Source organism: Bacteroides sp. HF-162 (assembly GCF_015679285.1).
GTDB lineage: Bacteria > Bacteroidota > Bacteroidia > Bacteroidales > Bacteroidaceae > Bacteroides > Bacteroides uniformis.
In genome coordinates, this window is sequence record NZ_CP064937.1 from 2,462,116 (window position 1) to 2,474,565 (window position 12,450).

Annotated in this window: 8 protein-coding genes; 1 reads left to right on the forward strand and 7 read right to left on the reverse strand. The window is 50.1% G+C overall.

Annotated elements, in window-relative coordinates; all coding sequences use genetic code 11:
• Positions 1-24: 24 nt before the first annotated feature.
• Positions 25-1,371, reverse strand: coding sequence for a dihydroorotase (locus tag ITJ87_RS09935; protein WP_117887544.1), 1,347 nt, complete (start codon positions 1,369-1,371; stop codon positions 25-27).
• A gap of 44 nt (positions 1,372-1,415) precedes the next feature.
• The gene (locus ITJ87_RS09940; protein WP_117600756.1) at positions 1,416-2,171 is read right to left on the reverse strand and encodes a polyprenol monophosphomannose synthase; all 756 of its coding nucleotides are present in this window, start codon (positions 2,169-2,171) and stop codon (positions 1,416-1,418) included.
• Positions 2,172-2,824: 653 nt separating this feature from the next.
• Here ITJ87_RS09940 and mfd point away from each other — a divergent pair.
• A complete protein-coding gene (gene mfd, locus ITJ87_RS09945) occupies positions 2,825-6,214 on the forward strand; it encodes a transcription-repair coupling factor (RefSeq protein WP_117887545.1) in 3,390 nt (1,129 codons plus the stop codon).
• A gap of 18 nt (positions 6,215-6,232) precedes the next feature.
• On the opposite strand, the gene ITJ87_RS09950 is transcribed toward mfd, so the two are convergent.
• From ITJ87_RS09950 to ITJ87_RS09970, 5 genes are all read right to left on the reverse strand, one after another.
• Complete coding sequence (locus ITJ87_RS09950) at positions 6,233-6,874, reverse strand: hypothetical protein (RefSeq protein WP_117887546.1); 642 nt, start codon at positions 6,872-6,874, stop codon at positions 6,233-6,235.
• Between the two features lie 35 nt (positions 6,875-6,909).
• Positions 6,910-8,745, reverse strand: coding sequence for a YgiQ family radical SAM protein (locus ITJ87_RS09955; protein WP_117600953.1), 1,836 nt, complete (start codon positions 8,743-8,745; stop codon positions 6,910-6,912).
• Complete coding sequence (locus ITJ87_RS09960) at positions 8,745-8,960, reverse strand: sulfurtransferase TusA family protein (RefSeq protein WP_117600952.1); 216 nt, start codon at positions 8,958-8,960, stop codon at positions 8,745-8,747. The genes ITJ87_RS09955 and ITJ87_RS09960 overlap by 1 nt, the downstream gene beginning before the upstream one ends.
• A complete protein-coding gene (locus tag ITJ87_RS09965; RefSeq protein WP_117600951.1) occupies positions 8,961-9,281 on the reverse strand; it encodes a hypothetical protein in 321 nt (106 codons plus the stop codon).
• A gap of 119 nt (positions 9,282-9,400) precedes the next feature.
• Entirely contained in the window at positions 9,401-12,322 is a 2,922-nt protein-coding gene (locus ITJ87_RS09970) for a xanthan lyase (RefSeq protein ID WP_117965470.1), read from the reverse strand.
• Between the last annotated feature and the right edge of the window lie 128 nt (positions 12,323-12,450).

Sequence of the window (12,450 nt, forward strand, 5' to 3'; positions counted from 1 at the left end):
TCCCTAATCCTTAATTCCTAGCCTTCACTCCCCAAATCTCAGTTCCTCGCCACGATAAGCGTCGTCCACCATACCGTCAGTATAAACGGGATGTCCGTTGGCAAAAGTCCTTTCCACTTTCCAGTTGAAGGTATGTCCTTCCAATGGGCTCCAGCCGCATTTGCTCAAAACTTTGTCGGCTGTCACTTCCCACGGGGTATCGGGGCGTACCAGCACAAGGTCTGCCCGGTAACCTTCACGGATATAGCCGCGCTCGTTGATGTGGTAGATTTGTGCGGGAGCATGGCACATTTTTTCAACGATGGTCTCGAGAGTGAATATTCCCTCATCTACCAGTTGCAGCATGCTGACAAGCGAAAACTGTATCATCGGCATGCCGGACATGGCTTTCAAAGCACCCCCTTCTTTCTCGGCGAGCAGATGGGGGGCATGGTCGGTGGCTATTACGTCTATCAGGCCGGAGTTGACGGCTGCACGCAGGGCATCGCGGTCGGCTTGCTTCTTAATGGCAGGATTACACTTGATACGTGTACCCAACGTGCGATAGTCACTGAGCGTGAAGAGGAGATGGGCAACGCATGCTTCGGCGGTGATATGCTTCTCGGAAAGTGAATAGTCATTGAATAATTGCAGTTCCTTAGCTGTGGACACATGCAGGATATGCAACCGTGCTCCGGCAATTCTTGCCAGCCGTACTGCCAGTTCAGAGGATGCATAGCATGCTGCCGAAGAGCGGATGTAGGGATGCTTGCCTATGGGAATATCATTCTCTCCGGCAAACATTTCCTTATACTTGGCAATATTGTTCTTGATGGTTTCCTGGTCTTCGCAGTGGGCGGCAATCAGCATGTCTGTACCATTGAAAATATTTAGCAGGCTGTTCATCTTGTCTACCAGCATGTTTCCGGTACTGGAACCCATGAATAGCTTGATACCGCAGACACGGTGCTTGTCCAGCTTGCCGAATTCGCTGTAGTTGTTGTTTGTTGCACCGAAGTAGCAGGAATGGTTTACGATACACTTTTCGTTCAGTAAATCGAGCTTGGCGTTCAAAGCATCCAGTGTAGTGGTCACTGGATTTGTATTGGGCATATCCATGATGGAGGTCACACCACCTGCGGCAGCCGCACGGCTTTCGGTGAGGATGTCCGCTTTGTGGGTTAGCCCGGGATCGCGAAAATGTACATGGTCATCGATGATGCCCGGCAACAGATAGCATCCGGTGGCATCTATGGTTTCATCACAAGGGGCAGAGAGAGGTTTCCAGTTGGTCAGTACCTCTGCAATGCGCCCGTCTTCTATCACTACGGAACCTTTCACGGATTGTCCTTCGTTGACAATCGTAGCGTTATGTATCAATGTTCTTTTCATATCTTCCTAATATTTATAGTAAACCCCTATCACTCTATCACCCATCACTTCATCTCCTTATCTACAGTAGGATATTTATGAAACCAACTGTTCCATTTCAACCGAATCACTCCGAATACGGCTTCACCAAAAATACTGCTGTTCATTTTGGAAGTGCCCAGTTCGCGATTGATGAAGATGACAGGCACTTCCTTTACCTTGAAGCCGCATTTGTAGGCGGTGAATTTCATTTCTATCTGGAAGGCGTATCCTTTGAAGCGGATACCGTCCAGATTGATAGTCTCCAATACCCGGCGGCGGTAACATACAAATCCGGCTGTAGTATCGTGGATGGGCAGCCCCGTGATGAAGCGTACATATTTGGAGGCAAAATAAGACATCAGTACACGTCCCATGGGCCAGTTCACTACGTTCACACCACTCACATAACGTGAACCGATGGCTACATCGGCACCCTCTTCGGAGCAGGCCCGGTAGAGACGGGGCAGGTCTTGGGGATTGTGGCTGAAGTCGGCATCCATTTCGAATACATACTCATAGTCTCGTTGCAATGCCCACTTAAAGCCGGCTATATAGGCTGTTCCCAATCCCAGCTTTCCTTTGCGCTCCACCATGAAGAGGCGTTTGGGGAACTCTTTCTGTAAGGTTCTGACGATATCTGCCGTTCCGTCGGGCGAACCGTCTTCAATGACAAGGATGTGAAAACCATGTTCCAGAGCAAAAACGGCACGGATGATATTTTCTATATTCTCCCGTTCATTGTAGGTGGGGATGATGACAATGCTGTCTGATATTTGCATACTTATAGGTAATGGGGGTTATAACTGGGAACAAATGTAATACATTTCTTTTTTATCTGGCAGCATTTTCACACAAATCTTGATTTTGCAAAGTTCTGGCGCCACGACTCTTTCATTTATGTAGCTCCTTCTAACTCCTGACTATGAGGAATGCAGGTTAAATCAAAGAACCGTATGCTTGACTTTGAACTTTAGCCTCAATCTTTAGCTATTCCCGTTTCAATCATTAACAGAAAACATTCATACTATTAAAGAAAAACTTTCGAAGTATAAAGGATAAAGTGGGTAGATATAGGGAGAAAAAGTGCTCTTCAGTCTTGGTCTGTCTATCCCAAGCCTTGGGATAGACAGACCAACCCCTGGGATACATGTCCGCAGGCTGGGGATAAACTTTGTGTAACATAACTCCTGAATAGGGATTGTGCAGGCTGTGTTATTCATAATTGGAGGAAAAGAAGTTTCATTGCCTTCCCCGATAAATAGGGCGATACAGAAAAAAGGTGAAGGATGTGCAGGCTGACAGCAGAAAGATTATTTCAGAGAACATAGTTGCCGACAGGTCAAAGCTAAAGATTATTTGTGTATTTTTGCACCGAATTTATTTCGGTAGGATACCTTATGAGAGGCAATACCGGGGGAAAAAGCGCAAAGCAATGAATATAACTGAACTGCAACAATCTTATGCTTCCCATCCCAATGTAGAGGGGGTGTGCAGGCTTCTGAAAGATAACTCTGTCCGTCACCTATATTGCGGAGGTTTATATGCCTCTGCCGCTTCTTTGTTTTCGTCTGTATTGGTTCAGCGGGCTACTTGTCCGCTCGTTTTCATTCTGGGCGATATGGAGGAAGCCGGTTATTTCTATCATGATTTGACGCAGATATTGGGGACGGAGCAGGTATTGTTTTTTCCTTCTTCGTTCCGTCGCGCCATCAAGTACGGGCAGAAGGATGCGGCAAACGAAATTCTCCGTACAGAAGTGCTGAGTCGCCTGCAAAAAGGAGAAGAGGGGCTTTGCGTGGTGACCTATCCGGATGCGCTGGCCGAAAAGGTGGTCTCTCGTAAGGAACTGGGGGAGAATACACTGAAACTGCATGCAGGCGAGAGGGGGGATATGGACTTTGTGACGGACGTATTGCGCAGCTACGGTTTCGAATATGTGGATTACGTTTACGAGCCGGGGCAGTATGCCGTTCGTGGCAGTATTATCGACGTCTTTTCCTTCTCTTCCGAATATCCCTTCCGTATAGACTTCTTCGGCGATGAGGTGGAAAGCATCCGTACCTTCGAGGTGGAAACACAGCTCTCGAAGGAGAGGAAAGAAAGCATCGTGATAGTTCCCGACTTGAGCCATAGCCTGGAAAAAAGGGGAAGCGGCGGCATGGTGTCGTTCCTCGATTTCCTTCCGTCGGACAGCTTGCTTGCCATGCGCGATTTCCTCTGGCTACGCGAACGCATCCAGACCGTGCACGACGAATCGCTCACCCCACAGGCCATCGCTGCCCGTGAGTCGGAGGAGAATGGAGCCATCACGCTGGAAGGCAAGCTGATTGATGGTGGCGAGTTCACCCTGCGCGCCCTCGATTTCCGCCGGATGGAGTTTGGCAACAAGCCCACCGGAACACCGGATGCCACCGTCTCGTTCCATACTACGGTACAGCCTATCTTCCATAAAAACTTCGACATGGTGGCGGAGAGTTTCCGCGAATACCTCTCCCGTCACTACACCATCTACATATGCAGCGACAGCCTGAAACAGACCGACCGCATCCGTGCCATCTTTGAGGACCGTGGAGACAACATATCCTTTACCGCCGTAGAACGGACACTGCACGAAGGCTTTGCCGACGACACTTTACGTATCTGTATCTTTACCGATCATCAGCTGTTCGACCGCTTTCACAAGTATAACTTGAAGAGCGACAAGGCGCGCAGCGGCAAGGTGGCCTTGAGCCTGAAGGAGCTGAACCAATTCACCCCCGGCGACTATGTGGTGCATACCGACCACGGTGTGGGGCGTTTTGCCGGACTGGTACGTATCCCCAACGGTGACACCACGCAGGAGGTGATGAAGATTGTCTATCAGAATGAAGATGTGGTGTTTGTCTCCATCCACTCTCTGCACAAGGTTTCCAAGTACAAGGGAAAGGAGGGTGAAGCGCCCCACCTCAACAAGCTCGGCACCGGAGCCTGGGAGAAGCTGAAAGACCGCACCAAGACGAAGATAAAGGATATTGCCCGCGACTTGATAAAACTCTACTCGCAACGCCGCGAGGAGAAGGGTTTCCAATACAGTCCCGACAGCTTCCTGCAACGGGAGTTAGAAGCCTCCTTCATCTATGAGGATACCCCCGACCAAAGCAAGGCTACTTCCGACGTGAAGGCTGACATGGAGAGTGCCCGCCCGATGGACCGCCTTGTGTGCGGTGACGTGGGTTTCGGCAAGACGGAGGTGGCTGTTCGTGCCGCTTTCAAGGCTGTGGCGGACAATAAGCAAGTGGCTGTACTAGTGCCCACTACCGTACTTGCCTATCAGCATTTCCAGACCTTCAAGGAGCGATTGAAAGGCTTGCCTTGCCGGGTGGAGTATCTGAGTCGTGCCCGCACCGCTGCTCAGGCAAAGGCTGTAGTGAAAGGGCTTGCCGAAGGGGAAGTGAATATTCTTATCGGTACCCACCGTATCCTGGGAAAAGACGTTAAGTTCAAAGACCTTGGTTTGTTGATTATTGATGAGGAGCAGAAGTTCGGCGTCTCCGTCAAGGAGAAACTTCGCCAATTGAAGGTGAATGTGGATACGCTGACCATGACGGCTACACCCATTCCCCGTACCTTGCAGTTTTCGCTGATGGGTGCGCGCGACTTGAGCGTCATCCAGACACCGCCACCCAACCGTTATCCCATCCAGACGGAAGTGCACACCTTCAACGAGGAAATCATTGCCGACGCCGTCAATTTCGAGATGAGCCGTAACGGGCAGGTATTCTTCGTGAATAACCGTATTTCCAATCTGTTTGAGTTGAAGGCCATGATAGAGCGGCACATTCCCGATTGCCGTGTCTGTATCGGACACGGACAGATGGAGCCTGCCGAACTGGAGAAGATAATCTTTGATTTCGTCAATTACGATTACGATGTGCTGCTTGCCACTACCATCATCGAAAGTGGCATCGACATACCCAATGCCAATACCATTATCATCAACCAGGCGCAGAACTTCGGCCTCAGTGATTTGCACCAGATGCGCGGACGTGTGGGGCGGAGCAATAAAAAAGCTTTCTGTTACCTGCTGGCACCACCTTTGTCCTCCCTTACTCCCGAAGCAAAGCGGCGTCTGCAAGCCATCGAAAACTTCTCCGACCTGGGCAGTGGCATCCACATTGCTATGCAAGACCTTGACATCCGTGGTGCAGGCAATATGCTCGGTGCCGAACAGAGCGGTTTCATTGCTGACTTGGGCTACGAGACTTATCAAAAGATTCTCTCCGAAGCTGTGCATGAACTGAAGACCGACGAGTTTGCCGACCTTTATGCCGAAGAACTGAAAGCAGACGGAGGCGTCATCAGTGGAGAACAGTTTGTCGACGAATGCCAGGTGGAAAGCGACCTTGAACTTCTGTTGCCTGCCGATTACGTGACTGGCAGCAGCGAGCGTATGTTGCTCTACCGAGAGTTGGACGGATTGACACTCGACAAGGATGTGGATGCTTTCCGTTCCCGCCTCGAAGACCGCTTCGGCCCGATTCCTCCCGAAACGGAAGAACTGCTGCGCATCGTTCCCTTGCGACGCCTGGCTGCCCGCCTCGGCGTGGAGAAAGTCTTTCTGAAAGGTGGGCGCATGTCCCTGTTCTTCGTCTCCAATCCGGACAGCCCGTACTATCAGAGCCAGGCTTTCGGTAAGGTCATTGCCTACATGATGAAATATACCCGTCGTTGCGACCTGCGCGAGCAGAACAACAAACGGAGTATGCTGGTGAAGGATGTCAGGACGGTGGAAGAAGCTGTCTGTGTGTTGCAGGAGGTAGTGGCAATGCAGGTGGAGGAGTAACTGTTGCCACTCCTGCCACTAACGTCCGAACTGCAAGGAGAATCCCAAATTGAAGAAAGTGATGTTGTTTTTGAACCAGCTATGATCTACTCCGTCATCATAGCCGTCCGTGTTGTAAAGTCGTGCATCGGGGTTGGCAAACCAGTCTGCTGTTAGGAAATCACAGCGAATCATACCCGAGAGTTTACAGCTGATGCGGAACTCATAGCCTGCAGCGAAAGTTATTCCACAATATCCTTTATGGAAAAGGTGTCCGTTCCGTTCACCGCGTTTATATGTCCGTTCTTGATAGTTCATATACCCGATGCCGAATGATAGGAACAGTCCTTGATTACCGTTGCTCCACAAGGGACGGTATGTGATGTTGGGGCGTATGCAGTGCAGATGTGCCTTATCCGACAGGCGGGCCATGCGCAGATAGTCATATTGAAGTCCCATGGCAAATAGGGGCGTGATGTAGTAGCGGCCTTCTGTCATGAGGTCATATCCCACCCGGTTGCCGTTCTTGCTGAAGAAGTCGTTGCGGTTTCCTTCTACATGGGGCAAGGAAACACCGCCACCAAGGATGATGCTGTAATTTTGCGGTAGGCATTCGCTTTGTGCCAGCATCCCTGTCACTCCGATGGAGAGTAGGGATAGACAGAGGAGGAATCGTTTCATGCAGTTGCTGTGAGTTTCTTGGAAATATCGTATTTTTATCGTTTCCCGTATAGCTTGTCTATCAAATCCGTCCGTCCTATCCGCCGCAGTTCGTTTATGATGTTCCTGCGCTCTTCGGGTTTGTACCAGAAGAAGAATTGGCGTTGAGCCAGTTTCTCGCGCTGCGTTTTGGCACTGAATACCGGTTCCAGCGTATAAGGATGGAAGCCCGTGTACCATGCTTCGGTGGCAACGGTCATGGGAGTAGGGGTAAAGTCTTGCACTTGCTCCAGATGGAAGTCCAGTCGCTTGGTGATGACGGCAAGCTCCGCCATATCCTCTTCCTTGCATCCGGGATGACTGCTGATGAAATAAGGGATGAGTTGTTGGCGCAGTCCTTCTTCACGGTTAATTCTGTCGAATATCTTCTTGAACTCACCGAACTGGCTGAACGGAGGCTTGCGCATGATGTTGAGCACGCGGTCTGACGTATGCTCCGGTGCTACCTTCAGGCGACCGCTGACATGGCGGGCAATGAGCTCGCGGGTATATTCCTGCGTACTTTTGTTAGTGTTCGGGTCCTTGCTCTGGTGCAGCAGCAGGTCATAGCGTACACCGCTGCCGATGAACGACTTCTTGATGCCGGGCAGGGCATCTACGGCATGATAGATGTCAAGCAGCGGACGGTGGTCTGTATTCAGATTGGGGCATACCTTGGGGTAGATGCACGACGGACGCTTACATTTCCTGCAGACGGCCTCATCCCGTCCCTTCATGCGGTACATATTGGCCGACGGGCCTCCCAAGTCACTTAAGTAACCCTTAAAGTCGGGCAGCTCCATGATAGCTTTCACCTCTTTCAGAACGCTTTCCTTGCTACGGCTTACGATGAACTTGCCCTGATGCGCGGAGATGGTGCAGAAGGCACACCCTCCGAAACATCCGCGATGCAGGTTGACGGAGAACTTTATCATGTCGTATGCCGGAATACGTTTTCCCTTGTACTTGGGGTGGGGCAGGCGCGTATAAGGCAAGTCGAAAGAATGGTCGAGCTCTGCCTCCGTCAGGGGAGGATAGGGGGGATTGACTACCACTGTCTGTTTGCCGACCTTTTGTAACATGCGGGATGCTGTATATTTGTTGCTTTCCTCCTCGATATGACGGAAGTTGGCAGCTTCTTTCTTTTTATCCTTCAGACATTCTTCGTGGGAAAAGAGGGTAATATCTCCTTCTTCTGCAGCTACCTCCTTGTCGAGATAGACCATTTGCGGAATATCGGCAATGAGCTGTTTGAAGCCTTTGGTGTCCATTATTTGTTGGCATTTCAGCCTATTCGCAAGTTCCACCACCGGTTTCTCTCCCATGCCGTAGATGAGTGAATCGGCACCGCTGTCGAGGAGGATACTGGGGCGTACACGGTCTTGCCAATAGTCGTAGTGCGTCAAACGGCGCATACTTGCCTCGATGCCACCTAGTATGACGGGGACATCGGGAAATAGTTGTTTCAATATCCGGGTATATACAATGGAAGGATATTCGGGGCGCATATCCGGACGTGCGTCCGGTGTATATGCGTCATCACTGCGCAAGCGTTTGTTAGCAGTGTATTTATTGACCATCGAATCCATGCAGCCGGGACTGATGCCGAAAAACAGACGGGGGCGTCCCAGTTTCTTGAAGTCGCGTAAGTCGTCGCGCCAGTTCGGTTGGGGGACAATGGCTACGCGTAGTCCTTCCTCTTCGAGGATACGACCTATGACGGCGGCTCCAAAAGACGGATGGTCCACGTAGGCATCACCGCTGAAAAGTATTACATCTAATTCGTCCCAACCACGCAGTTCCACTTCTTTCTTGGTGGTGGGAAGCCAGTCTGTAAGGCGATATTCTTTCATTAATACATTGTAAACTGTAATGTCATTCGTTCTCCGTCGTAAATCTCACGGAAACCTATCTGCTGCTCGGAAAGATACTCTTTCATGTCATTGAAGGCAGTGGCGTTGTCCATGATGATTTCCAGCTTCTCGCCTTTCCCGGCCTTGCACATGGCTTTTATGGCAGGGATTAGAGGGCTGTAATGCTGTTGTCCGCAGGTATCGATGGTTTTCATTTATTCTTCTTCTATTTCTATAGTGCCTTGTTGGGAAAGCCATTGCAGATAGAGCTTAATGAGTTGCTGCAGTCCGAAGGCCTTCATGTTGTTGTGATAGATAACGTCGATGCAGAGGTCGAGTAGGTCTTTGCTATCTTCCTCTTGTGCGGCGATGAGGGAGCGAATGTTCAGTTTCAACTTGTCGAGCACTGTTTCGTCTACAATGCCGTTGCTGTCGATGAGATGGCGGAAGAGTCCGTACTTCTCAATGGTGGCAAGGTTTTCTTCTGAAACTTCTAAGCTGCGGGTTCCGCTGGGGTTGGCTTGTATGGTGTACATGATGTTTAATGTTTAGTGTTTAATGATTAATAGAAGCAAAGATAGTTTTTTCACCACAGATTACACAGATTTCTACAGATTATTTATAGGGATTGCTGTTTTTCTCTGTGTTGCTCTGCCTAATCTGTGGTGAGAAAGCGAAGTATCGAGGCCATAATTGCATTTCTGGACGTTTCTTCCCTGATACTTTCAAAAGGGAATCCCATGATGAAGGTGCGGTAATCGCTGCCTTGATAGGCCACGGCGGCAGATGCGTTGCCGGTGGCATAGGTCATGACTGGAAAAGCGGGAGACATGGGCAGGATGCAATCAGGGGAAGTGACCGGATAGTCCTGCTCATTCGGCAGTCGGGGAAGGGTGAAAGTACGCCCCAGCCCTTGGACAGCGATTTTATCCCCGTCTGTTTTCAAGGAATTTCCATACCGGTACTTCAGAATATTCTGGATAAAATCCCTATTACCCTGCGAATTGTCCATGTCGCTGCCCACATAGGCGCCGCTGACTAGGAGATTGCCTCCCGACCGGCAATACGAAGCCAATATGCGCTGCATGGATGAGGAGAATGTCTTGTAGTATGTATTGCGTGCCGGATTGCTGGAATTGTCTTCTTTTTCCAGCCCGAGGATATAGTCTACTATCGGATAGTCCTCTAAAGAGAGGATGCCTTTTTCCACAGCCTCATCGCTGCATGAGACGAAGCTGTAGTTACCGGCGGCTTGTATGGCCTTGCCGTGTATAAAGGGGTAATTGAAAGTATTTCCGATAATTTTCATACCTTCGTATTCCTCTCTACTCTCTCCCAGGCGTTTTCCCGCTTCCTTCCGGTTGAAGTTCTGCTGGGTACCGCAGAGGGAGATGTCATAGAGATAGGGAACGCCGGGATCTTGCGATAGGTCGAAACCTACAGTCTCGGGAGTGTCTATGACGGCCGGCCCACTGATACGGTCGAATCCGTTGACGATAAGTATCTGTCCTTTTTCCCGTTTGGCTTTATAGGCAGCAAGGATTTCCGAAGGGAAGCTTTCGCCGCCCCGATTCACGGCGGTTACTTTGAAGGAATAGACGATGCCCGGTTCTATTTTTACGGTATGGAACGGAGAACTGACACGTACGCCATTGTCAAATCCTCCACGTCCGATACGTGTATATACAATGTATTCGCGTGGTTTGGCAGTCGGTTCCAACGGGTCTTCCTTGCCTTGCCAGGAGAGCTCTAAAGTATTTTTCTTTTTACCGAAGCGGATGGCAAAGTGGCTGACGGGAAGCGGCTGGACCATGTACTCTTTCCCGTGCTGGTTGCATATATATTGCAGAATGGCTTTATAGAGTGCACGTCCGACGGTGAACTTGAAGTTGGGGTCATGCCCCAGACGCATATCTGCGAAGTTCTGGTGAGACAACAGTTCTACGATGGTGGAAGGAACGGCGGGCAGGCGCGTTTCACTATAGTTGCGGTTCCATAGGCTGCGACGTGTCCAGTCTACGTTGAAGGTGGAGCGGATGTCACGCTGCAACTGCGTCAGTAGGACGTCCGAGAGGTCGCGGGAGGCATGGCGGTCTGTACCGGCATTCAGCCTGCCGTTGTTGAAGTTGGTGGTATAAATGCCTAGAGTGCCTATAATCTCATTTTCCTTGCTGAAACCGGCATCGCTGTGCAGGGCCATACTCATTTCAATGGGGATGCCCAAGCCTTCTTCTGCCGGGTTGAATACTGATTTCCCGGCAAGATAATTCACCGTACGGGAACGTGCGTTGATGTCATCGTTCATATCATTCTTCCCCTCGTAGCCTCCATAAACAGAGTAAGGCATGCCTGCCCATTGGGCAGAGTAGCGTGCGCCTTCCAGGTATCTGGGCAAGCCACTGGTTTGTCCTCCGCGGGCAATGTTGCCCATGCCTCCTCCAAAGCGGACGGCATCGGCACAGACCACGCCTTTCTCCTTGCTTTCGTTGCTCAATACCACCATGCCATAGTCATTCCGGCCTTTGTCGAAAGTGAATGTGCCGAGGTACACCCATGTGCCGCCTCCTATTTGCTGGTTCACCTTGAATTCTGTGACGCCTCCGTTGTGGAATACAAGGTATTTGGCATCGCTTACGCTGCCCGGCAGAGTCTGATAAGATACGTATACGGCATATTCTCCCGTTTCCGGAATATCGGGCACCCATTCGGCAAAAGCCTTGTCTTTCTTCTTTTCAGTTTTGGCAAAGCGTGCCGTACCGGTGAGGAAAGGGTTTTCATTGTCCTGATAGATTCGTTTCCGTTGGGCAAATCCGGGTTGGGAGGTCTGTTCCCAACGTGCTTTCCGGCTTTTCACGTCCAGATAGAGGGAACCTTGTCCTCCATCTCTGCTTAGGCTACCGTCATTGTCTACGATGACTTCCCGCTTTTGTGTGTCCCTTTCGCGGGGAGTGAATACATTGGCTCCTGCATTCTCCAGCATGGGCAGGAGGTAGGGCAGGATGAACGACTGGGTGAACTGGTCTTCCGTGGTGCAGAACAGCCTCGGGCGTTGCCATCCCCATTTGTTCTTGTCATTGATGTAATATTTCCCGTGGCTTTGCCAAAGGGCAATGTGATTTCCTTCCAGTCCTCGGGTGATTTCGTAGGGGCGTGAAGTACGGGTTACCCAAGGTATACCTTTGTATTCCAAGTGACTGAACGTACGTGCCTTGTCTTTCTTCCCTTTCCGGTAGAGGTTGGGGATAAGCTCTTCAATGTTTTTCCCATCAGCAAAGACGGTGAGGTCGAAGTTGTTTACTGGTCCTGGTAGGATTTGTCCCAGATGGCGGTAAATGGCATCGACGGTTTCAGGCCGTAGAGGCTGGTAGGCAAAGCGCTCGTTTGCATAGACAAGTAATTTCTTCTTCCGGAAGTCAATGCGGAAACTGTCTAGCTTGCAGGTACCGATGTTGGTCGTATGGGTGGTGTATTCCTTAAAGAATGTCTGGAGGCGTTCTTCCACATTCTGCTCTAGTTCTTGTGCCGGAAGGAGGATTCCATATAAGAGCCATATGCCGGTTAGGATAAGTTTTTTCATATTGATGAAATAATGAAGTTGTCAATATCTGCTTTTATCAGACAGTGATGCGTGCAAAAGTACATAAAAGAAAGCTTCGTTGACGATTGCGGTTATTTTCTTTTTATTATTTTTGCAGACATATATAA

Excerpts from the sequence above, each read along its gene's own strand:
- ITJ87_RS09935 (WP_117887544.1), bottom strand. The coding sequence starts at position 1,371 with ATGAAAAGAACATTGATACATAACGCTACGATTGTCAACGAAGGACAA.
- ITJ87_RS09940 (WP_117600756.1), bottom strand. The coding sequence starts at position 2,171 with ATGCAAATATCAGACAGCATTGTCATCATCCCCACCTACAATGAACGG.
- mfd (WP_117887545.1), top strand. The coding sequence starts at position 2,825 with ATGAATATAACTGAACTGCAACAATCTTATGCTTCCCATCCCAATGTA.
- ITJ87_RS09950 (WP_117887546.1), bottom strand. The coding sequence starts at position 6,874 with ATGAAACGATTCCTCCTCTGTCTATCCCTACTCTCCATCGGAGTGACA.
- ITJ87_RS09955 (WP_117600953.1), bottom strand. The coding sequence starts at position 8,745 with ATGAAAGAATATCGCCTTACAGACTGGCTTCCCACCACCAAGAAAGAA.
- ITJ87_RS09960 (WP_117600952.1), bottom strand. The coding sequence starts at position 8,960 with ATGAAAACCATCGATACCTGCGGACAACAGCATTACAGCCCTCTAATC.
- ITJ87_RS09965 (WP_117600951.1), bottom strand. The coding sequence starts at position 9,281 with ATGTACACCATACAAGCCAACCCCAGCGGAACCCGCAGCTTAGAAGTT.
- ITJ87_RS09970 (WP_117965470.1), bottom strand. The coding sequence starts at position 12,322 with ATGAAAAAACTTATCCTAACCGGCATATGGCTCTTATATGGAATCCTC.